The sequence below is a fragment of the Pseudomonas sp. GL_117 genome (genome assembly GCF_057835125.1).
The window spans coordinates 3,076,349-3,102,447 of record NZ_CM174418.1 but is presented as its reverse complement, the minus strand read 5'-3'; the positions used below and the strand labels follow the sequence as shown (position 1 = coordinate 3,102,447).

Genomic DNA, 26,099 nt, shown 5'->3' with positions numbered 1-26,099 from the left:
CGGAGCGCCTTTTTTTTGAGTATCACTACATCAGTTATTACCTGATGCATCGGTACAACTGGATTCGACCGCACCAGTTCAACGATGGGCTGGCCGCGGCTCAGGCCGAGAAAAAACTTAACGTCGTGTCCGGGATTAGTTGACTACTACACACAGTCCTTGAAGCGAGAAGAGTTGAGGGTTGAGGGTTGAGAGGATTGCCATTGGCCAGGGAGTGACCCTTGGTTTGAGATTTGCAATCTGGCCTGTAACGCCCCTGTTGGGTGTGTATGGTATTACGCATAATGTATATTATGTTAAATCGTGTACTGCGTATCACATGTTCATAAGCTGTGAATGAGATGGTGAGGCAATCGCGAAATAAAGAGACTCTGATGGGCCGCGGCGTTCCCTCGCTGTGTATCTTCATTCGGGATCTCACGCGGCCTGCTCTTCAGGAAATGTCTGGAGTACTCGGAAGCAATTTTTGGTCTGGAACACGAAGTAATCGTTAGAACTAACGCGTTTTACACAAGACCAACAACTTGCTTCCAAGCTTTGGGCTGCACATCCTGCGCTGATGTCGTAGCTCACACCGCACCGACTTTTTCCTTCAGCGCTCATACAGATACGTTTCTTTCCTTCCTCTCAAACTCGAGACCAATCTTTTACTTCCTAGACACACCCAGCTTCCGATAATTACTAACAAATGGAAAGACCTTAGATTTTATCAGGTTTTCTCATAATCAACGTCCAACCCCTTCAAGACTTAGGGTGCATGAGAGAATGCCTGTGATGGTCCAGAACGTGTGCTTCGGAATGCATGGCCGGACTCCGCATCAGTTCTTTCCTTACTGAAAGCTCATACGCGTTCTTTCTCATTGCTTCCATATTTAATACCGCATTGAACAATTACTTCCGCACCCAGTATCACGAGGAAATGGTAATTGAAATATTTGACAGATAATAAATACCCAAATCAGTGGAACCTCCACAGGTTCGGGGTTTACTTGCCTGTGAACAGCTTGTTCGATGATCTTGTAATTCCTACACTGTATGTCCCATCAGGTCATCGTAACTAAGATATGGATCTGACACGAAAATCTCTGTACTACCCTTCGCTGGTGTTGAGGGGCGTCTCATGATGGTGAGAGCTACGGGCTACATATGAAGCATGGATAGGTGATCTCCCCTTTGGGACTAGTGACGATCATTTGCCGGCGACATCGAGAATCCTCGGTCCGTCAGCAGCACCTTCAACATGTGCGAAAATCGTGTAAGAACAGCCATTTACTCCCTTGCTGAGGGCTGACGACTGCCCTCCTCCTTAGGCCCAATTTCCGCCTTTTAGGATTGGCGGAAATTTGGAGGTCTATCTGCGCCGAAAAGTCATGGGTCTCGCTATATACATGTAACCTTCCGGCCAAGTCACCTACCGAGCTCCAGCATTAAGGGGCAGTGGTGTCCGCGTATTTTTAAGCGAACGCGATCACCCTTATCGCTAGGATTTCTATGCGCCAACGTAGCTCTTATCCCAACCCGTTCAAAGCCCAGGTCGTCCAGAAAGCGCAATGCGGCAAGGTGTGATTGCGGGACGCTTACCGCCGATAAGCTGAAAGCCCAAAAATAGTGGTTGCGTGGCCATTTCCGTTAATATTTTCTGAGCGTTCGGCGCACATTTTAAGAAAATCTTGGCGCGGTTAAGAAAATCTATCCAACAACAGCGGAAAAAATGGGAAATCTAGTGCGGTACGCCCATTTGATCAGTGCGATGGAGTTGAAGGCTATCGGGTAAAGAAGCCTGATGCGACTGAGTCTGTGGCCTTCACGGTGGAAATGGCCAAGCGGGCATTGGTAATCGTACTGAGGGAAGAAACCGAGTATTTGCAACGATACGACACGTTGCTTGAGGTGGTTAATGACAAGTACGACGTGCGCGGCGGCCTCTTGAGTAGGCTGACTATGCAGTGCTTAGACCAGAATGGGGTCGTATCAAAGGGCTGGCGCAAGCAATCAACGGATATATCCAAGAGGAGGTTTTCGACTTCCTCGAAGGTCACGCCCAAGCCCTTCTTGCAGAAGCCTACGCAGAGCCCGACGACCAATAGTCCAGCGACCGTGGCGATTGAATGGCCGGTAGCAGATTCCTTGCCATGCCCACCTCAATAAATTGTGTACAGATAGGCAGATTAAACGTATACGACAGTATCTGACATCAACTGATTCATACCAATATATCGGACGCACTATAAATTATAGTGATCAGGATATATTCGAATATTTCGTTGCCATGAACGAGTAGCCCATATTCGACATCGACCGGAGGCTCGACTGACTGCATTGGGTCGAATACATTTGAGCACGATCGCGGCGTTTGCCAACTCGATGCTAAGCAAATCACCGGGCCCCACGTTCATTGCTGCAAGGAACTCTGTGGGGAGATCAATGATGACTTCCCCGCTTCCGTCGCTCGGGACTCGGCACTTTCCAATTCAGTCATTGGTAACCCCTCCTAACTTGGCTGATTCACTGAATCGGTATCCAACCTCCGTGGATACCCGTGTCTAACGTTGTGATATATAGATCAAAATTAAGCGTCCGGGCATCACTCCTCGCGTGATGAAACCGGTTGCCATTTATGCGGCAGTAACTGATCAAACTCACTCGCCCGCTGAGTCGGCAGCCGCGTAAGAACATCATTCAGATATGCCTACGGATCAAGACCATTCAGGCGCGGAGACTGGATCAAACTCATGATCGCTGCCGCCCGTTTGCCGCTGCGTAACGACCCTGCAAAGAGCCAGTTCTTGCGTCCAAGAGCCCATCGCTTACTAATCTCATGACTGCCCCCGTCCCTGTCGATGCTATCGCTCGCGGTCGACGAGTTGAGGTTGTAGGTTTGATGCGCCTTATCATCCATGCAAAGTGCCACGAACTTCATCGCTCGCGGCATCCAGGACTATGCCGGCGTCAATTCGTATCACCTCTTTCGGCTGCCTTCAACCGAGGGAGGAATTTGAGGAGCCGAACCAGAAAGCCGTCCCTCAAGCATCTTTGCGCGTCGCCAATATCTCAATGACAGCCTTCAATACTGGGACTGGCTGGTAGCCGCCGTTAGCGTCAAAAGCGTATGTAGGAATGTAATCGACGCCTTCGTAGTTTATGGCAAAAATTCGACCTTCACTCATCAAGCTGTAAACTCTTGTCTTTAGCTCATCAACCGTTTGAGCCGTCAACTCACTCAATTCCGCAACTGTTCAGCCCGTCCCCGGAGGATATAATTCGTTGCTTGCATTCCACTACAAGCATGGCGATTCTCAAAGTAGTGTCCATAGCGTACTCATCCCATAGCAACAAGATATTTCCTCAAGGTCGATGACATGTGCCTTCGGGTTTGCAGACGGGGGTTCAAGCCAATATGAGCTGACCGGTTATCCTCAACTTATCCCCACAATCGATGCACAAGCTGCTCAAAATTCAGTGCGCTAACCATTGCACCCCAGATTCGACCCACGCCTGGCGTTAGTGGAGGGCAGATAGTGAACCATCGGAGTTCTTTGGTATCGGCAGAAATCGGCCAACCGCAGAAGCCTCCGGATTATTCCTTTCAGCATTGGCACGGTTCATGATGTAGGGCCCTGGGTCAGTTATGTTTCAGTATCTGGGTCAAGCCTAAGCTGGCGATAATGGCTTATGCTAACCACCAGCAAGGCGCCCAATAGGTTCATGTTCGATTCCAAATTGCAATGCCGCATCAAGAAATCTATTAGCTGCTTCATTAGGTCTCGTTGCCATAATGCGCTGAGCCTCGGCCTCAAGTTGAGCCTTCAAAAACCACTTAGAGGTTGTGACTTTATGTCTTCCTTTCATGGGCGTCTCTCGTGAATACTGTTGGGAGGTGAGCGTAGCCGTCGCGTTCTTAATGCTCTATCGTCGGCAGATGACTATCGTTAAGTTTGTGAGTTCAAAAGACAGAAGTATCCGTTCCCTCCTCCCCGTGTTGTCTTTCAAAAGGTCGCCTTTGGAATTGAGCTACGGCACCAATGAAGAGTTAGTAACTACTCAGTGGCTTCCTCCGCATCAGGTAGATTTACCGCGTTGACCATTCGAGTGATCACAATAGATAACCAGGTTTGATGGGCGACAAGCTCTGGATCAACGTCACCATTCGCATTGGGCGTTTCATAGAGTGATCTCCAGCCTAAGATATCTGCTGGGTCGACCCTTGCGTTGTCTCTGAATACAGCCTTTGAAGCAAGCCGGTAGGCGTATGTATCTAAGCAAGTGTCATCCGCTACCCTTAGCTCGGCGCGTCCAAAATCAAACACACTTTCAGCGATCCATCGCTGAGATCCGTTAAATTCTGGAGGAACTGCCAGCAGGACACCAACGATAGCCTTATCGGAATCAGGCCGATCCAGTTCGTTGAAAAGGTCGATCAGATTTTGGCCCGAAATGCGCTTGATAATCTCTACACCCAGCTCCGGCTCAGAGACATTCGCCACTGCGACAATGAGCATTGTTGAGGGACTTCGCTCATTTTTTGTGGCGGATAACTGACATGCACTCATCTGTACTCCGGCCATAAAAACCCCATCAAATGAACACTATAGATTGTAGTCCTATAGAGCTCAAGAAGGCCTCATAGTTCCTTTTGTGGATTAATCAAAATGGAGCTGCGAGAAGCGTTTGCCATCGCGTTGCGCAATACACGGATTCGCCAGGGTTTGACCCAAGAAGACTTTGGAATCGTCAGCAGTAGGACATACCTCAGCACGCTTGAGCGAGGTCTCAAGAACGTTACTTTGGAGAAGGCGTCAGAGCTTGCTGGCAGAATGGATGTACATCCACTGACCCTTCTTCTAGAGAGCTTTTTGCTCCTCGATCCTGATACGGATTTAGACTCGTTGCTTGAGCGTATTCGACGTGAAACCCTTTCATCTCGGCTCCGCAAGTCCTAGATAGAAGCCGGAACCAGAACTTCGGCATGCGACGGGCTTTTTATAACACACGAACTGGAATTGAGGGTCATAGGGGCCGGATTCCGAATATAGAGACCGTCAGTTACGGCGATCAAGACGTCCTCGACGCCTCGCGTTTTCAGGTCGTAGAAGACCTTTGAATCGCCCCGGGTTCTCTAGACACCTTGCAAGCTCATTGCGTAACGCTTTTCAAACTCTACCGGTGACAGCTGATTGTTGAAACCATGCCGGCGTTTTGCGTTGTAGAGCATCTCGATGTAATCGAACACATCACTACGAGCATCTTCGCGCGTGGAATAGATTTTCCGCTTGATCCGTTCCCGCTTTAGAAGCTGGAAAAAGCTCTCGGCCACGGCGTTGTCATGACAGTTGCCTCGGCGAGGCGACCGCTGGCTTCCCGCCGTATTTGCCAGGACGGCGTCGATACCCTGTCTGAGAGCGCAGACCTTCAAGACGCATCAGCCTCGCCACACGATGGCGACCACAATCCTCACCGACCTCGCGCAGATCGTCATGAATTTTGCGATAGCCATAAACACCGCCGCTCTCCAGCCATGAACGCTTGATCAAACCCCGCAATCGTTGGTCGTCTTTAGCGCGTGCAGATTGCGGCTCAGACAACCAAGCGTAATAACCACTGGGATGGACTTTCAGCGTCAGGCAAAGCCGTCGAATGGAATAGTCGCCCGCTCGCTGCTTGATAAAGGCGTACTTCAGCCGCACTCCTTGGCAAAGTACGCGGCGGCCTTTTTTAAGATGTCTCGCTCTTCAGTGACCCGCTTGAGTTCCGCTCGCAGACGACGCAGTTCAGCGTGCTGATCATCGTCTTGCTGCCGTTCTGCCTGAGGTTTGCTGTAGCGCTTTATCCAGGCATAGAGGCTATGCGTCGACACGCCAAGACGCGCCGCGACATCAGCGACAGGCAGCTTCTTTTCGGTCACTTGATTGACCGCTTGGATTTTGAATTCTTCGGGATAACGTGGGTTGCTCATGGCACCTCCTGATTGGCCTCAGTTTAAGGCATGGAGGTGTCTACGAAACCCGGGGCGATTCACTACAGGTAGCCGCTACTAGTGTTGTTGCACGGCGATGATCTATCAGATTCTGCAATCCTACGCTTCACCACCCGTTCTTCAAGGTTAACGTTGCCCTAGGTGTGTTTTTTATGGCTGCAACCTGACGAGCGGTACATTCTCAAAATCGCTCAAAAAATCTGAATTTTTCGCCCCTCGTATCCCTCTCTTTTTTATCGATAGAGATTGAGAGGTTGGCTTGAGTTATCTGGATTGGGCTCAGTGGCCAGCCATGGCCGTGACAGTGCTCGCGGCATAGCTCATCGGGTCTCAACGCCCCAACTGAAGGATCGCGGGGTTCTTCTGTTTCATTTTGAGTAATGTTCTCGATTGAAGCGCTTCTGACTTCAGGATAAGCCCTTGACCCCACTACCATTCCCCCCGCGACTGTCTACCTTCACAAACCTTGGTCTTTGTGGGAAGAGGGCGGGTATTCAGGACAATAGCCTCACGCCGCTTCGCGATACGCCCGATGTATGCCATGTTGTGCAAAATTGGTGATGGTCAGCCCTATGACACTGCAACAGCTCAACTACTTTCTCGCCGCTATCGAGCACGGTACGTTTTCCAAGGCCGCCGAGAGCCTGCACATTTCCCAACCCTCACTCTCCGAGCAGATCCTGCGGCTGGAGGAGCACTTGGGCACCCATGTGTTTATCCGCACCAACCGCCGGTTGATGTTGACCGAGGCCGGCAGGCGTCTGCAGCCGTTTGCGCAGGGCATGGTGACCTCGGCCCGCCAAGGGTTTGAGGCCGTGCAGGCCGTGCGGGAATTGTCTGGCGGGGTGGCCAGCTTCGGCACCTTTGGCACCGCGCATCACTATTTTCTCACCGACTTGATCGAAGAATTCCGCACGCTGCACCCGGACATGCGCATCAAGATTGTCGGCTACAACTCGTCGGAGATCGCCGAGCTGGTCAGCCAGGGCGAGATTGAAGCCGGCCTGGTGATGCTGCCGATCAAGCAGCAGAACCTGACGGTCAGCGAGCCGGTGTGGTCGGCCCAGGTAGGGTATATCAGCGCCGACCCGGAACGGCTCAAAGGCCCCAAAACCATCAATGACCTGGCCGTGGCGCCGCTGATTCTCACCGAAGCACGCTGGCGCTCGGCCGACCCGATTCGCCGCCTGCTGGCGCAACTGGCGGCCAAGGGCGGCGAAGTGCTCGACCCGATCATCGAGGTCGAGCACCAGATCACCGGTTTCGAGCTGGCCGCGCGCGGGCTCGGTGATGTGATTGCAACGCGACCGATCCTGCACCACCTGGGCTTCAACGACCGCCTCGGCTGGGTGCCGATCACCCCGGCGATCTTCGAGGTGTTTGGCTTCATTCACCGCCACGACACGCCCATCTCGCCGCCGACCCGCGTGCTGCTCAACTTGATGCGCACGCACCTGAGCCGTATCCAGAACCGCTACGCACACCTGGAGTCGTTCTAGCTATAGGCGATCCCTATAGGACGCACATGACTTGCCCCATTCATCCGCTCAGTCCTTGACCGGATACTCATTCCACGGACGCCAACAATAGGCGCTTCCAACGTTCGAGTAATGGGGAGTCATAATGTCCAATCAACCACGCTACTGCATCATCGGCGCCGGCGCCGCAGGCCTCGCCGCCTTGAAGACCATGACCGACGCGGGCTTTCAGGTGGACTGTTTTGAAAAGTCCGCACAGATCGGCGGCCACTGGAACACCGACTACGATGCCTTGCACCTGATCACGCCCAAAAGCAGCTCGTTTTTCGACGGTTTCCCCATGCCCGCCGACTACCCGGTGTACCCGAGCCGCGACCAGATCAAGACCTACATGAACGCCTACACCGACCAGTTCGGCCTGCGTGAAAAAATCACCTTCAACACTGCGGTCAGCGCCATTAAGCCTTTGGGCGACAACGGTGAAGCCGGTTGGGACGTGACCCTGGCCGACGGCACCACCAAGCGCTACGCCGGCGTGCTGGTCGCCAACGGGCATTTGTGGGACTGCAAGGTGCCGGAAGTCGGCAAGCGGTTTACCGGAATTTCGATTCACTCCGGTGAATACCGCAACGTGCAGCAGATCAAAGGCAAGGTGCTGGTGGTGGGCTTCGGCAACTCCGGCTGCGACCTCGCCGTGGATGCCGCACAGGCGCGCCTGGACACCACCATCGCGATCCGCCGTGGCCAGTTGTTCCAACCCAAGACCGTGTTCGGCCTGCCCCGTGGCGAGTTGCCGTTGCTCGGCCAACTGGCGCCGGAACAACAGAACATGATCATGAACATGCTGATCATGGCCAGCGTCGGCACCCACAAGAATTACCCTGGCCTGCCAGCCCCGGAAACCTATGACCTGGACGCGCAGCCACCGGTGGTCAACACCCTGTTGCTGTACTGGATTCAGCACGGTCGCATCAAGGTCGCGCCAGGCATCGACACCATTGAAGGCAAGACCGTGACCTTCACCGATGGCAGCCAGGCCGACTACGACACCATCCTCTGGGCCACCGGCTTCAACACGCGTTTGCCGTTCCTCGATGAGAGCCTGCTGCAATGGCGTGACGGCGCCCCGCTGCGCACCGCCGCGATGACCCTGCCGACCAACCTTGAAGGGCTGTTCTACATCGGCCTGGGCGCGCCACGTGGCCCGCAATGGCCGGTGTATTGCGAGCAGACCAAGCTGGTGATGCGCTTCCTCAAGCTGCGCGCCTCAGGCATGAAAGGCCTCGCCGCCAAGTTCGCCCAGCTGCAAACCGCCGACTCGCGCATCGACATCGTCAAACGTGAATGGCTGGCCAACTACCAGGAAACCCAGAACCAACTGGACGTCCTCGAATTGGCCCTGCCCGCTCCTGCCCCACAACCTCAACTCGCCTGATCGGATACCCACTATGAACAATGCACCGAACGCCAGCGTCATCATCACGGGCACTTCCTCAGGCATGGGCCAGGCCGTCGCACAACGCTTTCAGGATGAAGGCTGGCATGTGGTCGCCGTCGATGTGACTCCCAGCAAACAAGCCGCCAGCGCACTGTTTTCCCCGGTAGTCGGCGACATCACTCGCGAAGACACCCTGACCGATGCCATCGACGCCGCCCTCGACGGCAAGGCGCCGTTGCGGGCCGTGATCAACGCCGCCGGGATCTTCCCCACCTCGTCCTTGGACAGCTTCAACGAAGCGCTGTACCGCAAGATTTTCGACATCAACGTGCTCGGTTCGCTGAACATTGCGCGAATCGGCAGCCGTCACCTTAAAGCCGCGGGAGGCGGCGCCATCGTGTTTTTTGCGTCGGTGGATGCCTTTACCGTGTCCAAAAACCAACTGCTGTATAGCGCCTCCAAGGCGGCCGTGGTGGCGATGACGCGCTCGCTGGCCATTGAGTTGGCCGACGACAACATCGTGGTCAACGCCCTGGCCCCCGGCTGGGTCGACACCGAAGGCACCCGCGCCGGTGGCCGTATCGAAGCCGCTGTCGCTTCCATCCCGCTCAAGCGTGCCGCTAAAGTTGAAGAAATCGCCGACTGGGTCTGGCAACTGAGCGCCAAGCCAGGTTATGTAACCGGTGAATCGCTGTGCATCGCCGGTGGTGTGTTTATGCGCTGACCCGCTGCCTTGCAGGCCCCACGCGCCAGACGTGGGCCTGACTCCCTATTGACTGCTGCCTCACTACAATTATTCCAGAGGGCAATATCATGGGCGAAGTTTACGCTTCCTCGTCTCACCCCGATTTTTCAGCCGCGCGTGCGCCGGCCCAACCTGCTCCCAAGCGCCTGACCAAAGCCGTGGTCGGCGTGACACTGGGTAATATGGTCGAATGGTTCGACTTTGCGCTGTACTCCTCCCTGGCGGGGATCATTGGCAAAACCTTTTTTCACGACGACAACCCCACCACGCAGTTGCTGGCGATCTACGCCACCTTCGCCGCCGGCTTCCTGATTCGCCCCCTGGGCAGCCTGGTGTTCGGCCCGATTGGCGATAAATACGGGCGCCGCACGGCGCTGTCGCTGAGCATTAGCCTGATGGCCATCGCCACGTTTGCGATTGCGCTTATCCCCAGCCATGACAGCATCGGCATCTTCGCGCCGATCCTGCTGATTTTGATGCGCCTGCTCCAAGGCCTGTCTACCGGTGGCGAATACGGCGGTTCCTGCACCTTCATCGCCGAACACGCGCCAGATAAACGCCGTGGTTTTTTCACCAGTTGGCTGGAGTTCGGCAATATCTGCGGCTTCCTGCTCGGCGGTGCAGTGGTCAGCCTGTTTACCCTCGGCCTGGGTGACGAGGTCATGCAGGCCTGGGGCTGGCGCGTGCCGTTTGCGATTGGCGGCCTGCTCGGCCTGATCGCGCTGTACCTGCGCCTGGGCCTGGAAGAAACCCCGGTGTTCAAGGAGATCCAGGCCAGCGAAAAACTCAACAAAGCCAACACGCCCAAGCAAAGCCTATTCAGCCTGTTGGTCAATGAGTGGCCGAAAATCCTGCAGTGCATGGGCCTGGTCACCGTGTTCAACGTGACCTACTACATCATCCTCGGCTACATCCCCGGCTACCTGGAAAACGTGCTGGGCTACAGCAAGTCGTTTGCCATGTCCCTGGGCATGACCGCGACGCTGTTCATGCTCGTACTAATCCCCGTGTCCGGCCTGCTCGCCGACCGCCTCGGGCGCAATCGGATGATTATCAGCGGCTGTGTGTTGCTGATCGTGATGGCGTTTCCCTGCTTCATGCTGCTGCACACCGGCAACGCTGCATTCCTGCTCGCGGCGCTGCTGATTCTCACGCTGTCGCAGTTGTTCTTCGAAGGCGCGATGCCGGCGACCATGACGTCATTGTTCTCCGCACGGGTGCGCTTCAGCGCCCTGGCCCTGAGCTACAACGTCGCGGTGTCGCTGTTCGGCGGCACTGCACCGTTGATCAATACCTGGCTGATTTCCACCACCGGCAACCAGATGATCCCCGCCTGGTACCTGATTGCGGGTGCTGTGGTCGGCCTGGTGTCGATCCTGTTCGTCAAAGATTCCACCGGCAAACCCCTCCCAAAATGAGAGCTACCATGACCAGCAAAACCGCAACTCGCCAGAACATTTCCTCCGGCGGCCAGTATGAATCCGTATTCGGTTACTCCCGCGCTGTGCGAGTGGGCAACCACCTGCATATTTCCGGCACGTGCGCGTCGCCGGACTACGAGCACAGCAATGCCTACGAGCAAGCCCAGGCCATCCTGGTGACCGTGAACAAGGTGTTGGCCGAAGCCGGCATGAGCGCCGAGGACGTAGTGCGCACCGTGGTTTACCTGCGCGACATCAACGACGCAACGCCGGTGGCCAAGGCCCACAGCGAAGTGTTCGACAGCATCCGCCCGGCCAGCAGCCTGATCCAGGTGGACTCGATGCTGCGCCCTTGGCAGAAAGTCGAGATTGAAACCTACGCGATCGTCGCTGACTGAACCGAGCTCACGCTCATAGAGTGTAAGAAACACTTGTGGGAGGGGGCTTGCTCCCGATAGCGGTGGGTCAGTGGCAAATAGGCTGACTGATACACCGCTATCGGGGGCAAGCCCTCTCCCACATTTTTTATGCGTGGCGTTTCTGGCGAAACAGCTTGGGCGAAATGCCTGCGTGGCGTTTGAAAAACCGCGTGAAATACGCTGGGTCGTCAAAGCCCAGCTCATCGGCCACCTGGCTGATGGTCAGGGTGGTGTAGATCAGCAGACGTCGGGCTTCGAGCATCAAGCGCTCATGCAAGATGTGCAATGCATTGCTGCCAGTCAGGCGCTGGCAGACCTGGTTCAGGTAAGTGCCGGTAATGCCCAACTCATTGGCCAGGGCTTCGATGCCCAAGTGTTGTTTGAAGCACTGCTCGACGCGCTTCTGAAAACGCTGCAAGTGGTGATGGCCCTTGCTCTCGCACGCTCGCTGCGGCGTATCACCGACGCCGGCCAGGCGCGCAATCTGCACCGCCAACACTTGCGTCAAGCCCTGCAGCGCAGCATCCCGCCCTACACCCGGCTCGCTGTATTCGGCGTGCAACAGGCTGAACAAGCTGTCGAGTAAGGCCGCCTGGGGTTGCCCCGCGAGAGGGTGATGGCGGCCGCGCTCGAAGGGTTCGCCAGGCGGCGTGAGTTCATCAAGGAAGGTTTTGTGCACCGCCACCGAGTAGCCATCCGCCCCCGGTTCCAGGTCAAAACCATGGATGGCCATCACCGGCACCACGATCAGTGCCGGCCCGTTCAACGCATGCCGGCCCGCTTCTAATTGCAGCACCAGTGCGCCGCTGCGCAAGTACACAAAGTGCACCAGGTCGGCGTGGCGATGGTTGGGGATATGCCAATCCAGGCGCCCGCTGCGCTCGCTGATCAACTCGCTATGCAACGGCTCCGGCGTGGCCCACGGCAATATCTCGCCGTACAGCTTGAAGGTCGGCACCGTGCGCTGCAAGGCATCGGGCAGCGCCCTCATACCAAACCCAACGCCTTGCGCGCCTGGGCGATGGACGCAGCATCGATACCGGCGAACAGGTTTGCCGCGCTCTTCACCACGCCGGTGCAGTGAGCAATGCCCACCATGGCTTCCAAGTACTTGAGGGCCACGGTCGAAGAATCCACAACCGGCACGTTGGTCCCCGTGACCTGGCAATAGCCGATGCGACGCAGCAAGGGGCCGTAATAGGCGCATCCCACCAGGATCACATCGGCGCCCTCGGCGATGCACTGCTGCGCCACCGCTTCCAGCCGGGGAATAAACGTTGCGTCGGGCGAATGGGTCGCTTCCAGCAGCAGGTCAGCCGTGGAGTACGGCTTGATCGTACGCACTGGCTGGCGAATGCAGCGATCGGTCAGGCCGTAGCCAACAATGTCGCGCTCGATGGCTGCTGCGGTTTTATCCGAGACGGTGATCACCGCAAAACGCTGGCCCATGGCGAGCGTTGCCAGCATCGACTGTTCGCCCACCGAGGCCACCGGGATATCGAGCATTTCACGCGCTTCCCATAGCGGGTCATTCCAGCAACCGAGGAATACACCGTCGTAACCGTCAGCCTGGGCCTGGATCGCCGCTTCCACCATCAACACCGAATTCAGGTGCTCGGCGTAAAGCGAGCGGGTAAAGCCGCCACTGTTGTCGAGAAAACGGAAGTCTAGTTGCACACCCTGGGCCACAGCGCTGCCAACGGTTTCATGGATGGTGTTCCACAACGGTTCAAGGGCCGCGTTACGGCCCGTGGGGTGAATCCAGCAGAGTTTCATCGCGCGTCATCCTGTGGGCGAAAAAAAGCCGGCGACCCGAGTCGCCGGCAACGAGGAAACAGCTTCAGGGCATCGGTTTACCGGTGCGGTCTTCGGTCATCAGGATAGCGACCAAGCCCACCACGGCGGCGCCGATCAGGTAGTACGCCGGGATCATGGTGTTGCCGGTCTGGCCGATCAGCCAAGTGTTGACCAACGGCGCGGTACCACCGAACAACGACACCGACAGGTTGTAGCTCAAGGCCAGGGCACTGAAGCGCACCGGCGCCTTGAACAGCGACACCAGGGTGGCGCCCATCGCCCCTTCAAACAGCAGCTGGGCCACCAGCAGGCCCAGCACCGCGACATACACCAGCACCACGTTGTGGGTCTGCAGCATGGTGAACGCCGGAATCGAGAACACGATCAGCAGGATGCAACCCAGAGCGATCAGGCGCTTGCGCCCTACCCGATCCGCCAGCAACCCGGAGAACGGCACCAGCAGCAACATGCTCAGTGTCCCGACCATGCCCAGCACGCTGCCGAAGCTGGCGGAGTAGCCCAGCTCGTTGGTCAGGTAGCCCGGGATATAGCCCAGCACCACGTAGTAGCAAACGTTATAGATCGCCACCAGGCCCATGCTCTTGACCAGGTTGGGCCATTCTTCCACCAGCATCGACATCAGGCTGCGCTTGTTGGCCACCTGCTTGCGTTCGTTCTCTTGCAGCTCCTTGAAGATGGGTGTTTCTTCCAGGTTCAGGCGCAGGTACAGGGCGATCATGCCGAGCAAGCCGCCGATCACAAACGGCACACGCCAGCCCCAGGCCCGCATGGTTTCTTCGCCCAGGGCGAGCATCAACGCACTGACCACCACACCGCCAAGCAGGAAGCCGGACAGGATGCCGACCTCCAGCCAACTGGTGAGGAAACTGCGGCTCTTGTCCGGAGCATGTTCGGCAATAAAAATCACCGAGCCGCCGTACTCGCCGCCGGTCGACAGCCCCTGCAACATGCGCATCGCCACCAACAATATGGGCGCCGCGATGCCAATACTTTCATAGGAGGGGATGAGGGCAATGCAGAAGGTCGCCACCGCCATGAGCGCGATGCTGAGGGTGAGCGCCGCGCGGCGCCCATAACGATCGCCGATGGGGCCGAACACCAGGCTGCCCAATGGCCGCATCAGGAAGCCGGCGGCGAAGGTGGCATAGATCGCAATCAATTGCGTGGTGCGGCTTTCGCTGTGAAAGAAGATGTCGCCGATCAATACCGCCATCGACGAATACAGCGCGAAGTCGAACCACTCCACCATATTGCCCAGCGTCACGCCGAGCACGGCTTTATTCAAGGGCTTGCTGTTGGACTTGCTCTGTTGCGCATGGGGGTCACTACCCGCCTGCCCTTCGATCAGGCCGGGGGCTGCTGTCGATGTACCGTTCATGGTGCACGCCTCTGAAATTATTGTAGTTCGTGGCAGAGTGGTGGACGGGTCAATCACTCAAGGAGCGGCACGGCAGGATCGAGTCTTGGCTGCGATCTTCTGCAATGTGGCCGGCCCATGGGTACAGAGTGATCAGGAGCCCGTGGCGCATTGTTGCGCCCTTTTTGCGGGGGAATGAACGGGGCGAATCCAGTGGACTGTATAGGCAAGCCCTATACCTGACGATGCAGTCAAGCGGCGCTGTAACGACCGCGCAACAGCGTCTATTCCGTGGGCGTTCTGCCGCGAAGTGTGGGCTGCAGTTATCCAGCCGCAGTTAGGAAAAGTGCAATTTTGCGCAGGTTTCTGCCCTTATCTTCGCCGGCTGACTCATGAAGACTACAGGCGTCCTTTTCGGGTTTTTTCGCGATCAACCTCAGGAGATTCAACAATGACAACGCCCTCCTCCACCCACACCGATTGGCTTGGCATTGCCGGCAAGGTCTGTGTCGTCAACGGTGCCGCCAGTGGTATCGGCGCCTCGATCGCCAGTGCACTGGCAGAAAGCGGCGCCCATGTGGTGCTGCTCGATCGCAACCTGCAGGGCTGTGAAGCGTTGCAACACACGTTGAACGCTTACTCTGGCCGTACGTTGAGCATCGCCTGCGATATCGCCGATGAATTCCAGGTCAAGGCTGCAGCCGAACGTGTCGCCCAAGAGTTTGGTGGGTGTGATGCGCTGGTCAACGCTGCGGGCATCCTGCGTGCGGCCAACCTGGCCGATATCGAACTGGCCGACTGGAATACCCTGCTGTCGGTCAACCTCAATGGCTACCTGCTCTGCGCCAGGGAGTTCGGGCGCCAGATGCGTGAGGCCGGTGCCGGCAGCATCGTGCATATCAGCTCGATCTCAGCGCAAATTCCCCAGCCCTACAGCGGTGCGTACTCGCCGAGCAAGGCCGCCGTGGAGGCGCTCTCCAAGCAGCTCGCAGTTGAATGGGGGCCGTACGGCATTCGCAGTAATTGCGTTGCGCCGGGGATGATTCGTACAGCGCTTACGGCTGCGTATTACGACCACCCAGGCATCACCGAAGCACGCGAAGCCTTTACGGCGACGCAACGCATCGGCACGCCCGAAGACATCGCCAACGCCGTGCTGTTTTTGCTCAGTGAGCGCTCGTCCTACATCAGCGGCACCGAGGTCGATGTGAATGGCGGGCTGTCCTGCATGTTGATGGGCAAGATCCCACGGCCAGGGTTTGCGGCGACCGCTAAATAACTCTGGCTCACGTAGGAAACCGGCCCGTTGCAGGCCGGTTTTTTTATTCGACGGCTTTGACCATGTCTTCGATGACCTTCTTGGCGTCACCAAAGACCATCATGGTCTTGTCCAGGTAGAACAGCTCGTTATCCAGCCCGGCATAACCACTGGCCATCGAGCGCTTGTTGACGATGATGGTCTTGGCCTTGAACGCTTCGAGGATCGGCATGCCGGCAATCGGCGAATTTGGATCGTTCTTGGCGGCCGGGTTGACCACGTCGTTCGCGCCGAGCACCAGGACTACGTCGGCCTGGCCGAACTCCGAGTTGATGTCTTCCATCTCGAACACCTGGTCGTAAGGCACTTCCGCCTCGGCCAGTAGGACGTTCATATGGCCAGGCATACGGCCCGCCACCGGGTGGATCGCGTACTTCACGGTCACGCCGCGATGGGTCAGCTTCTCTGTCAGCTCTTTCAGTGCGTGTTGTGCGCGTGCCACCGCCAAGCCGTAGCCCGGGACGATAATCACGGTGTCGGCGTTGGTCAGCAGGAAGGTTGCATCATCAGCCGAACCGGATTTGACCGGGCGCGCTTCTTTAGAGCCTGCAGCAGCACCGGCATCCGGCGCATTACCGAAACCGCCGAGCAGTACATTAAAGAAGGAGCGGTTCATCGCCTTGCACATGATGTACGACAGGATCGCGCCGCTGGAGCCTACGAGCGAACCGGCGATGATCAGCATCGAGTTGTTCAGCGAGAAGCCGATACCCGCCGCTGCCCAGCCGGAATAGCTGTTGAGCATCGAGACGACTACCGGCATGTCGGCGCCGCCAATCGGGATGATGATCAGCACGCCCAGCACGAAGGCCAGGGCCAGCATCACGGCGAAGGCCGTGAGGTTGCCGGTGAGCATGAACGCCAGACCCAGGCCCAGCGTCAGCAGCCCAAGCACCAGGTTCAGCTTGTGCTGCCCACCGAACTGTACCGGTGCGCCCTGGAACAGGCGGAACTTGTACTTGCCCGACAGCTTGCCGAACGCGATCACCGAACCGGAGAAGGTGATGGCACCGATGGCGGCACCAAGGAACAGTTCCAGGCGGTTGCCCGCAGGGATCGCGTCGCCCAGGTGTTTGACGATACCGAGGGACTGCGGCTCGACCACTGCAGCGATGGCGATAAACACCGCAGCCAGGCCGATCATGCTGTGCATGAACGCTACCAGCTCGGGCATCTTGGTCATTTCCACGCGCTTGGCCATGATCGAACCGGCGGTGCCGCCGACCAGCAGGCCGACGATCACGTAGCCGATGCCGGCAGTCGCCAGCTCAGCACCAAGCTTATAGATGAGGCCCACGGTGGTAAGCACCGCCAGCGCCATGCCGAGCATGCCGAACAGGTTGCCGCGTCGCGACGTGGTGGGGTGCGAAAGGCCTTTGAGGGCCTGGATAAAGCAGATCGACGCGATCAGGTAGAGCGTCGTGACCAGATTCATGCTCATTACTTCGGCGCCTCTTCTTTTACTTTCGGGGCTTTCTTCTTGAACATCTCCAGCATCCTGCGCGTCACCAGGAAACCGCCAAACACGTTGACCGCCGCCAGGGCCACGGCCAGCGTGCCCATGGTCTTGCCCAGTGGCGTCACGGTGAGTGCCGCAGCGAGCATGGCGCCGACGATCACAATCGCCGAAATCGCGTTGGTCACCGCCATCAATGGGGTGTGCAGCGCGGGTGTAACGTTCCAGACCACGTGGTAACCGACATAGATCGCCAGCACAAAGATGATCAGGTTGTAGATACCGGGGGAGATAAGCTCTTCCATCGTCTGAATCCCTGCTTAGGCGTTTTTGCGGATGACTTGGCCGTCGCGGCACATCAGGCACGCGGCGACGATGTCGTCTTCGAGGTTGAGTTCAAACTGCCCTTCCTTGTTGAAGACCAGCTTCAGGAAGTCCAGCAGGTTGCGTGCGTACAAGGCCGACGCGTCGGCGGCGACGGCGCCGGCGAGGTTGGTCGGGCCGCAGATGATCACGCCGTTTTCCACGATGGTTTCATCGGCCACGGTCAGCGGGCAGTTGCCACCTTGGGCTGCAGCGAGGTCGATGACCACCGAGCCGGGCTTCATCTGCGCGACGGTTTCGGCGCTGAGCAGGGTCGGTGCCTTGCGGCCCGGGATCAGCGCGGTGGTGATCACGATGTCGGCCTGCTTGGCGCGTTCGTGCACGGCCAGGGCCTGGCGCTGCATCCAGCTGGTAGGCATGGGGCGCGCGTAGCCGCCAACACCTACGGCGCATTCGCGTTCTTCGTCGGTCTCGTAGGGCACGTCGACGAACTTGGCGCCGAGGGATTCGATCTGCTCTTTTACTGCCGGGCGCACGTCAGACGCTTCGATCACGGCACCCAGACGTTTCGCCGTTGCGATGGCCTGCAGGCCAGCAACGCCGGCGCCGAGAATCAACACACGCGCAGCCTTAACGGTACCGGCAGCGGTCATCAGCATCGGCATGAAACGTGGGTAGTGATGGGCGGCGAGCAGCACGGCTTTGTAACCGGCAATGTTGGCCTGGGACGACAGCACGTCGAGGCTCTGGGCCCGCGAGGTGCGCGGCGCGGCTTCGAGTGCAAAGGCGGTGATGCCCTGCCCGGCCAGCTTGGCAATGGTTTCGTTGCTGAACGGATTGAGCATGCCCACCAACACGGTGCCGCTATTGATCAGCGACAACTCGCTGTCGCTGGGCGCCACCACCTTGAGAATCAGCTCGGCGCCAAATGCATCGCTGGCGCTGCCAATGGTTGCGCCTGCCGCTTCATAGGCACTGTCGACAACGCTGGCCTTGATGCCAGCGCCGCTTTGAACAGTGACCTTGTGGCCCTGGCCGATCAGCTTCTTGATGGTTTCCGGGGTGGCAGCCACCCGCGTTTCACCGGTACTTGTTTCGAGCGGTATTGCGATGTGCACTTTCTTATTCTCCTGCCCCATGACTATCAGCAGGGGATTATCCACGGCGCTATCGGCCGGATGAAGACTGCTTATACGGTGCCAACCATAGGCGATGGCTATGGTCAGTGCAGCGGGTTTCACCCGCGCGCACTGCGCATACCGGTTTCACTCCAATAACGGTTCATCACGCTGGCCAGGAAGCCGCCAATAACACCCAGTGACAATGCCACGGCCAGATCCAGCAACGTCGAGAGCGAGGGCGGCAGGTGTGATGCGAAATAGCAGACAGTCCCCAGGAAGTAGCCCAGCACGTTATTGAACACGGGCACCCACTTCAGCGCTAACACCAACAAGGTGACCCCCAGCGCAACCGGGATAACCGTCAACGCGCCCAGGCTGGACGCCATGAGTTCACTCGCCAAACCGGCCGTGACACCTATGCTCAGCCCTCCCAGGACGCAGCCCCAATTAACCACCCCCTCGCGCGCAGAAGGCCCACGGGTAAAAAACGTGATCCAGCCGATAAACATCGCCCACACCGGTACATGAATCAGCAGTGCACAGAGCGTAGCGATGAGACAGGCCAACACCGACTCACCCACGATCGCCTTGATGGGATTGATCGATATACAGAGGCGCATAACCCTAACTTCTCGCTAACGTAAAAAAAGCCCATTAGGCTGAAAAAGCACGACGGTCATGTGCATGGATGCGCCAGGCACATGGCCGTCAGCAAGCTGATCGCGATCAGACCGATGAACGCACTAAGGCCTCATCAGAAAATCTGAATCGGATAATCCACAAACACACGCAGCTCGTTGCCACTGCTGTTGTAATCGGAGGACTTGTTGGAAACGCGCAAGATCGAACTTCGCAGTTTTACACTCAGGTTTTTTGCCGGCCCACTTTGCACCACATATTTGAACTGGTTAAAAATTTCGCGCTCGCTACCTTCCGAAGTCGTGGCCGTCGAAATATTGTCACCTCGCACATACGCGACATTGTAGGTAAGACCTGGAACACCCAGCGCAGAAAAATCAAACCCATAACCCAACTGCCAGCTGCGCTCGTCCTTGGCATTGAAATCCGACCAGAAGGAATTGGCCAGCGCGACCGTGTTACCCCCATCCCCAACGCCGCCACCGCTCTGATAGCGGCCATAGGGATAACCGAGGTTGCTGTCACCCGTGCTGCGTTGATGCGCGACGGTGAACGCGTGTGGGCCGGTTGCGAACGTGGCGGCCAGGCTCCAGATCTTGTTGTCGTCACCCTCGGCACCGCTTTGGCTTGCATAGGCGTCGTCCAGTTTGGTGCGGTAGCCATTGAAGTCGAAGGTCAGAGACTGACCAGGGTTCAGCGCCAGCGCGTAATTGAGGTTGACGTATTGTTTCGTCAACACGTCTTCCACATCGGATGCATACAGCGCTGCCTTGAATCGCTCGGTAAATTGGTAACTGCCGCCCACTACATTGATCGCCTTCAAATCACCGCTGTCACGACCTTGTGCACTCTTGCGCGATTCGGCGGTAAAGCGCCCGGCATTCAACTCCAGCCCCTGGATCTCCCTCGAAGTGATCAAGGTGCCGGTATAGCTTTCCGGGAGCAGCCTTGAATTGTTGTAATTCAGCACCGGGAGACTCGGCATCTGGTCGCCAACGGTGAGCACCGTGCTGGAGAGACGGAATTTGATCGCCGCACCGCCCTTGGACAGGCTGTCCGCCGCCGAACCGCTATCGCCCTGCTTGAAGAAGTCGATGCCACCCCCGCCACTGCGACCTTTACCGCCATCCAATCGAAGCGCATACAGGCCAAACGCATCCACGCCCACTCCAACGACCCCTTGGGTGAAACCGGACGAGAAGGTACCGATGGCAGCCTGGCCCCATTCCGCCTTATCCGACTCGCCATTTTTGTAGTCGCGGTTGATGTAAGCGTTACGCAGTAACAGGTTGAGGCTGCTGTCTTCGACAAAGCCTTTAGCCAACTTTTGATCACCCGCCATCGCGTGGGACGCAACTACCGCACCCACTGCCATCAGACAAACATGCTTTTTCAACATTTTATTTTCCTTATTATTAAGTTGACCACATTCAATTCATACGCCCACACACCACCACTCCACGGCACTTCTCCAACAAGCGGAGAGTTGCCGCAAACCTGAATAACGGAAACAGGTGTACCGACTGGCTCATCCCTTCACGGGATAAGCCAACTTATGACGTTCAGTGAGTTAAACTTAGACGCTCTGCGCGCCATCTTCCTGCAGTGCACGAATATGCATATACACGGTATTCTTGGAGACACCCAAAACTTCAGCCACTGCCACCACGGCCCCTTTCAACTTGAAAACGCCTTGCTCTTCAAGAATAGCGATAAGCGTTTTGTTGTAGGCGTTCGGTGATGCCAACGTCATCTCAGCGACTTTCTTCTTGGCGGCCTCCAGCGCCGTCATGATCGTATCCTGGACATCCACTGCAAAGTTTTCGGAAACACCATTGCCGTTCGCGGTACCCATCTGCACGAAGTTGGCAAGTATGTCCTGCAACGGTGTATTCAAATGAAAGTTGATGCACAGCAATCCAATCGGCAGATTTTGGCTGCCGCGAATAATGATAGTGGTCGACTTCAACGGCTCGCCTTTTCGGGTTTTACCAAAATAGCTGATGCCTTCGACGCCCTCTTCATCATTGATTTTCCCCAGCATTCCCAGCGCCAAGTCGGTAATCGGCGCCCCCGCCGTTCGGCCTGTGTGGTGACCGTTTATGATCTTGATGACGGAAGCGTCGAGATTTTCCAAACTGTGCAGCACAAATTCATAGCCCCCCCCCAAGTACTCCGCGAGCCCGTCCAGCACTTTTGCGTGAGACTCCAGAATCACTCGGTCAGTGGCAGTCAACTTAACGGGACCCGCACCTGGTTTTGTTTTTTTATTGGTCGACATAACGTGGAAGCGGACCCCGCACAGAGAATTTAATAGGCTTCAAACGCCGCCAGTATACGGTTCAAGCCCTCCCTCAAGGTAGCCTGCGGGCAAGCCAGGTTCATGCGGATGTGGCCCTCACCGCCCTGGCCCAACAAGTGGCCGAAGGTCACAATGATATTGGCGTGTTCCTCGAAAAAATCCTGCAACTGAGGACGGGGCAACGCCCATCCGGAACAATCAATCCAGGCGAAATAGGTGGATTCCGGCCGGCAAACGTACACATCGGGAAAGTGAATGCCGAAGAACTCATAGAGCGACTCGAAATTGGCGCTCACATGCGCCATAAGCTCAGCCCGCCACAGGTCGCATTCCCTGAACGCAGTTTCAGTGGCGACTTGGCCAAACAGCGAACCGCCGTAATACATATTGCTGCGCTGCTGCTCCTTGGCGATGGCCTGCCTGATGGCCTCGTTCTCGGTAACCATCAGCGAATGTTTGAGCCCCGTCAGGTTGAACGTCTTGCTCGCCGACAGCAGCGTAACCGTATTCAGCGACGCACTGGCGGATAGCGATGCCATCGGGGTAAAGCGCACCCCCTCATACAGGAGGCCGTTGTAGACCTCATCCGAGACAACACGGATTGCGTGACGACTGCAGATGTCGTGTAAGCGGCCGAGCTCTTCAGGCGTCCAGACACGCCCAACCGGGTTATGGGGATTGCACAGCAGCAGGATCCTGGTCTTGGCCGTGATCACTTGCTCAAGCTGATCGAAATTGAACCGGTAGGTTTCCCCGTCAAACAACAAAGGATTGGCGACTGCCACGCGCTGGTTCGCACTGATCAGTTCGGCAAAGATGTGATGCACCGGCGGCTGGAATATCACCTCGTCGCCGGGTTCGCTCAACGCCTCGATCACCGGCTGCATCGACGCATAAACCCCCGTCGAAAACTGCACCCACTCGGGCTTGATAGTCCACTGGAAGTTGCGCTGCAAATAGCCCACCACTGCCTCATGGTAAGGCTGCTGCTTGTACGGGTAGCCGAAGTGGCCTTGCTGAGCCGTCGCCACTAACGCTGACACCACCTCGGGGGCTGAGGCAAAGTCCATGTCCGCGGTGCCAAAGGACAACAGCGTATCCCGCCCTTTGCGCTCGAACTCGAACTCCCACTTCGAGCGGCTCAGGCCTGTTGGGTTAATCGGCGTCTCAAAATCGTAATGCTTGTTCATTCTCACGTCTCTTTTCAAACCGCTGCGGCGCGCAATACCAAAGGACGGATTTTTTGCTCGCGACGAAACACGCCAATCCCCAGATAGCCACAGATAACGGAAATCACAGGCGTCATATAGGCAATGAAGGTGTAGGGGCCATAGTCGAACATACTGACGCCCAGCACCGAAGCATAGAACACGGCGGAGACGTCCCAGGGAATCACGGCGCCGACCATGGTGCCGCTGTCTTCCATGGTTCTGGACAGCACACTGGAATGAACATCGCGGTCCTCGAACGCCTCACGGAAGGCCACGCCCGGCAAGGTGAGCGTGCAGTACTGCCCCGCCCCGCCCAACATCAAGGCCAGACAGGCAACGGTGGTCGATAAAATCAGCCCACCGATGCTGGTGGCGTAACGCAACAGGCCGTTCATCAACACGGACAGGATGCCCTGACGGTCCAGAATCCCGCTGATAATACCGGCGCACAGGCACAGGTAAACCGTGAACGCCATGCTCAGCGCGCCGCCCCGGGTCAGCAGTTTATCCACGGCCTCGAGGCCGGTCTTGCTGACAAAGCCATTCATGCCACTGGAAAGCACATGGGAAAAGCCCGAGCCCTGGAACACCAATGCACACACGATGCCCAGCACGATGCCACCCACAAACACTGGAATCGCGGGCTTGCGCAGGGCACTGAACACCAGCACAAACAGCGGCGGCGCGAGCAACAGCGGGTTAATTGTGAAATGTTCCTTCAACCCATCGGTCAGCATCAGGACCGTATGAATATCGGATGAAGTCGCGGCGTGCACATGGCCCAGGTAGGTAAACAACACAAGGCTGATCACCGTGGCCGGTATCGTGGTGTTCATCATCGACAGAATATGATCAATGAGATTGGTGCCGGTACTCGCTGCCGTCAGGATGGTCGTTGACGAGATAGGCGAAAGTTTTTCCCCCACCAAGGCCCCGGAAATAATCGCACCGGCGGTAATTGCCAGTGGAATGCCCAAGCCTTCGGACACGCCCATCAATGCCAACCCGACAGTGCCAGCCGTGCCCCAGGAGGTACCGGTAGTCAGGCACGTCAGCAGGCAGACAAGGAAAGTCAGCGGCAGAAAATAAGCCGGGTTAATCAGCTTTATGCCGTAGTACAACAGGGTTGGAACACTGCCCGCCTCGATCCATACCGCGATCATGATCCCGACAAGAATCATCATGAAGGTCGCGGGGAAAACCCGGTTTATCCCTTGTAAGGCTGAAGCCTGTATATCAACCCATTTATAGCCAAGGTACAAACTGAACAAACTGCTGACACACAGGGCTGCCATCAATGCCATGACGATTGGGACATCGTTCATCACCAGTGTGATGACGCAAGCCAGTGGCAAGAAAAAGCCAACCGCGGCTTTTGTTAATGTCATCGGCTGCCGTGTGACCGGCGCATCAGAACTGTTACGCATACTTTCACCTGTTTTTTATATTGTAGTTATGGTTAAAGCGGCTACTGATTGCGGCGGCTCTTAATCAAGCACGGCAATCGCCTCGATCTCAACGAGCACTCCTTTCGGCAACGCCTTTGCGGCGATGCAGGACCGGGCGGGTTTGGAAACAAAGTACTGTTCGTAGAGCGCATTGAAGACGGCGAAGTCGGCCATATCGCTGAGGAAGCACGTGGTCTTGATGACATTGCCGTAGTGAGTGCCGGCTTCGGTGAGGATCGCCTCGAGGTTCTTCATCACTTGCAGCGACTGAACTTGAATATCAGTGCCGACGACCTCGTTGGTCACAGGGTCCAACGGAATCTGCCCGGAAACGAACAGCATGTCGCCATGAGCCTTCGCTTGTGAATAAGGGCCAATTGCTGCTGGGGCCAGAGGGGTGTTGATGGTTTGCAAAATCCAGACTCCTGAAAACACTCACGCCAAGGGAAATTTGGCTTGAGCGGATCTTAGACTGAACATTTGTTTATCGGCAATACTTTTTTTTACCCTGAAAAATAAAACCGTACGTAGTGTTGCGATGTGAGATCAATGCGTGCCGACCGAACACCTCTGTGAGCGTGTTTGGCTGATCGAGAAAAGCTGCAGGATGAACCAGCCCAGAATTTGATCGCCGGCGTCACGCAGCACTGCAAGCCTCAATCACGATGCTCATTTCGTTTTCCATATCCATACAGCTTCAGCTCAGTGGCCTCGTGCTGAATACGAACAAGATGTGCGTACTTTTCCCATAATCACCTCGGCAACTCAGGATCTGGCTTCGAGTTCCTGCGTGCCAGGTAGAGTTCGATGAGGTATCGCGAAATAGAGCGCTGCGACGAAAGCTGTGGCAGACCATTGAGATTGAACCAGCGTGCGTCCTCGATCTCCTCCATTTGCGGAGTAATTTCACCGGTCGAATATTCGGCATGGAAACCAAACATCATCGAATGGGGATAGGGCCAGGACTGACTCGCCATGTATTTGATGTTGCTGACTTCGATCCCGACCTCTTCGCGGATTTCACGAATGACGCACTCCTCCATCGACTCTCCGGGTTCGACGAAGCCTGCCAGTGTGCTGTAGAGCCCGGGGGGAAAGCCTGGCGAACGAGCGAGCAAGACCTCATCGCCACGGGTCACCAACACAATCATGCAGGGTGAAATTCTGGGGTAGTAACGCAGTTCACACGCGGCGCAATGCCTGACCCTTTCATTAGCCATCACTTGAGTCGGCGAACCGCAAGCACCACAGAAACGATGTTGACGCGCCCATGTGCCAATCTGAGTCGCAAACCCCAGCATCCTGAAAGTCTCAAGATCGCGTTCCAGCATCAGTGGACGCAGTGCCTGCCATATACAACCCGATACAGCATCCCAGTGGCTGACTTCCAACAGATGCACCGACTGGCCGTCGTAAAGGCCAATCCCGTGCTCAGCGCAAACCTTCAGACCTTGCGTGCAGGCCCATTCATAACTGAACAACAATCCCTTCGGCCCTACCAGAAAACCCTCGGGGCCATGCACGAGTACCTGAAGAAGTGTCATTTGAGGGTCGAGTAACACCGGGATCCAAAGACGCGACATGGAGAATTCTCTATTCATCCGTTGGTAGCTAACGAAGATGAACTCAT

General features: G+C 56.6%; 22 protein-coding genes and 2 pseudogenes. 7 read left to right on the top strand and 17 right to left on the bottom strand.

The window, feature by feature from the left end:
• Positions 1-2,584 precede the first annotated feature (2,584 nt).
• The 3 genes and pseudogenes from AC3ISR_RS13835 to AC3ISR_RS13825 all read right to left on the bottom strand — a co-directional run.
• Positions 2,585-2,809 (bottom strand): annotated as a pseudogene (locus AC3ISR_RS13835) (transposase domain-containing protein); the annotation flags it as partial.
• Positions 2,810-3,675: 866 nt separating this feature from the next.
• Positions 3,676-3,849, bottom strand: coding sequence for a hypothetical protein (locus tag AC3ISR_RS13830; RefSeq protein ID WP_167496719.1), 174 nt, complete (start codon positions 3,847-3,849; stop codon positions 3,676-3,678).
• Between the two features lie 188 nt (positions 3,850-4,037).
• A complete protein-coding gene (locus AC3ISR_RS13825) occupies positions 4,038-4,550 on the bottom strand; it encodes a hypothetical protein (RefSeq protein ID WP_200846544.1) in 513 nt (170 codons plus the stop codon).
• A gap of 99 nt (positions 4,551-4,649) precedes the next feature.
• Here AC3ISR_RS13825 and AC3ISR_RS13820 point away from each other — a divergent pair, with 99 nt between their 5' ends.
• Positions 4,650-4,940, top strand: a complete 291-nt coding sequence (locus tag AC3ISR_RS13820; RefSeq protein ID WP_102060515.1) for a helix-turn-helix domain-containing protein — start codon at positions 4,650-4,652, stop codon at positions 4,938-4,940.
• Between the two features lie 176 nt (positions 4,941-5,116).
• On the opposite strand, the pseudogene AC3ISR_RS13815 reads toward AC3ISR_RS13820, so the two are convergent.
• Positions 5,117-5,953 (bottom strand): annotated as a pseudogene (locus AC3ISR_RS13815) (IS3 family transposase).
• Positions 5,954-6,546: 593 nt separating this feature from the next.
• On the opposite strand from AC3ISR_RS13815, the gene AC3ISR_RS13810 reads away from it, so the two are divergent.
• From AC3ISR_RS13810 to AC3ISR_RS13790, 5 genes are all read left to right on the top strand, one after another.
• On the top strand, positions 6,547-7,473 hold the full coding sequence (locus AC3ISR_RS13810) for a LysR family transcriptional regulator (RefSeq protein WP_489324827.1): 927 nt from the start codon (positions 6,547-6,549) through the stop codon (positions 7,471-7,473).
• A gap of 124 nt (positions 7,474-7,597) precedes the next feature.
• On the top strand, positions 7,598-8,887 hold the full coding sequence (locus AC3ISR_RS13805) for a flavin-containing monooxygenase (protein WP_177045276.1): 1,290 nt from the start codon (positions 7,598-7,600) through the stop codon (positions 8,885-8,887).
• 13 nt (positions 8,888-8,900) lie between these two features.
• Positions 8,901-9,614 (top strand): SDR family NAD(P)-dependent oxidoreductase, encoded by a 714-nt coding sequence (locus AC3ISR_RS13800; protein WP_489324826.1) that lies wholly within the window; start codon positions 8,901-8,903, stop codon positions 9,612-9,614.
• Between the two features lie 89 nt (positions 9,615-9,703).
• Positions 9,704-11,053 (top strand): MFS transporter, encoded by a 1,350-nt coding sequence (locus AC3ISR_RS13795; protein WP_489324825.1) that lies wholly within the window; start codon positions 9,704-9,706, stop codon positions 11,051-11,053.
• 8 nt (positions 11,054-11,061) lie between these two features.
• Positions 11,062-11,454, top strand: a complete 393-nt coding sequence (locus AC3ISR_RS13790) for a Rid family hydrolase (RefSeq protein ID WP_489324824.1) — start codon at positions 11,062-11,064, stop codon at positions 11,452-11,454.
• Positions 11,455-11,581: 127 nt separating this feature from the next.
• On the opposite strand, the gene AC3ISR_RS13785 is transcribed toward AC3ISR_RS13790, so the two are convergent.
• The 3 genes from AC3ISR_RS13785 to AC3ISR_RS13775 all read right to left on the bottom strand — a co-directional run bounded on the left by AC3ISR_RS13785 (position 11,582) and on the right by AC3ISR_RS13775 (position 14,671).
• Entirely contained in the window at positions 11,582-12,466 is an 885-nt protein-coding gene (locus AC3ISR_RS13785; RefSeq protein WP_489324823.1) for a helix-turn-helix domain-containing protein, read from the bottom strand.
• Positions 12,463-13,251 (bottom strand): aspartate/glutamate racemase family protein, encoded by a 789-nt coding sequence (locus AC3ISR_RS13780; protein WP_489324822.1) that lies wholly within the window; start codon positions 13,249-13,251, stop codon positions 12,463-12,465. The genes AC3ISR_RS13785 and AC3ISR_RS13780 overlap by 4 nt, the downstream gene beginning before the upstream one ends.
• 64 nt (positions 13,252-13,315) lie before the next feature.
• Positions 13,316-14,671 carry an MFS transporter gene (locus AC3ISR_RS13775; protein WP_177045289.1) on the bottom strand — a complete coding sequence of 452 codons (1,356 nt, stop codon included), beginning with the start codon at positions 14,669-14,671 and terminating at the stop codon, positions 13,316-13,318.
• Positions 14,672-15,101: 430 nt separating this feature from the next.
• On the opposite strand from AC3ISR_RS13775, the gene AC3ISR_RS13770 reads away from it, so the two are divergent.
• Positions 15,102-15,929 (top strand): SDR family NAD(P)-dependent oxidoreductase, encoded by an 828-nt coding sequence (locus AC3ISR_RS13770; protein WP_177045291.1) that lies wholly within the window; start codon positions 15,102-15,104, stop codon positions 15,927-15,929.
• 43 nt (positions 15,930-15,972) lie between these two features.
• Here AC3ISR_RS13770 and AC3ISR_RS13765 read toward each other — a convergent pair whose 3' ends face one another.
• The 10 genes from AC3ISR_RS13765 to nudC all read right to left on the bottom strand — a co-directional run bounded on the left by AC3ISR_RS13765 (position 15,973) and on the right by nudC (position 26,052).
• On the bottom strand, positions 15,973-17,409 hold the full coding sequence (locus tag AC3ISR_RS13765) for an NAD(P)(+) transhydrogenase (Re/Si-specific) subunit beta (protein WP_177045293.1): 1,437 nt from the start codon (positions 17,407-17,409) through the stop codon (positions 15,973-15,975).
• The gene (locus AC3ISR_RS13760) at positions 17,409-17,729 is read right to left on the bottom strand and encodes an NAD(P) transhydrogenase subunit alpha part 2 (RefSeq protein ID WP_003187417.1); all 321 of its coding nucleotides are present in this window, start codon (positions 17,727-17,729) and stop codon (positions 17,409-17,411) included. The genes AC3ISR_RS13765 and AC3ISR_RS13760 overlap by 1 nt, the downstream gene beginning before the upstream one ends.
• A 15-nt stretch (positions 17,730-17,744) precedes the next feature.
• Positions 17,745-18,866, bottom strand: a complete 1,122-nt coding sequence (locus tag AC3ISR_RS13755) for a Re/Si-specific NAD(P)(+) transhydrogenase subunit alpha (RefSeq protein WP_177045294.1) — start codon at positions 18,864-18,866, stop codon at positions 17,745-17,747.
• 119 nt (positions 18,867-18,985) lie between these two features.
• A complete protein-coding gene (locus AC3ISR_RS13750; RefSeq protein WP_489324821.1) occupies positions 18,986-19,489 on the bottom strand; it encodes a DUF1097 domain-containing protein in 504 nt (167 codons plus the stop codon).
• A gap of 134 nt (positions 19,490-19,623) precedes the next feature.
• Complete coding sequence (locus AC3ISR_RS13745) at positions 19,624-20,907, bottom strand: OprD family porin (protein ID WP_489324820.1); 1,284 nt, start codon at positions 20,905-20,907, stop codon at positions 19,624-19,626.
• A gap of 177 nt (positions 20,908-21,084) precedes the next feature.
• Positions 21,085-21,789, bottom strand: coding sequence for a helix-turn-helix transcriptional regulator (locus AC3ISR_RS13740; protein ID WP_177045299.1), 705 nt, complete (start codon positions 21,787-21,789; stop codon positions 21,085-21,087).
• Positions 21,790-21,818: 29 nt separating this feature from the next.
• Positions 21,819-23,000 (bottom strand): MalY/PatB family protein, encoded by a 1,182-nt coding sequence (locus AC3ISR_RS13735; protein WP_489324818.1) that lies wholly within the window; start codon positions 22,998-23,000, stop codon positions 21,819-21,821.
• 14 nt (positions 23,001-23,014) lie between these two features.
• Entirely contained in the window at positions 23,015-24,448 is a 1,434-nt protein-coding gene (gene nhaC / locus AC3ISR_RS13730; protein WP_177045303.1) for a Na+/H+ antiporter NhaC, read from the bottom strand.
• Positions 24,449-24,508: 60 nt separating this feature from the next.
• Complete coding sequence (locus AC3ISR_RS13725; protein WP_218171982.1) at positions 24,509-24,883, bottom strand: RidA family protein; 375 nt, start codon at positions 24,881-24,883, stop codon at positions 24,509-24,511.
• Positions 24,884-25,221: 338 nt separating this feature from the next.
• Positions 25,222-26,052 (bottom strand): NAD(+) diphosphatase, encoded by an 831-nt coding sequence (nudC, locus tag AC3ISR_RS13720; RefSeq protein WP_489324817.1) that lies wholly within the window; start codon positions 26,050-26,052, stop codon positions 25,222-25,224.
• Positions 26,053-26,099 lie beyond the last annotated feature (47 nt).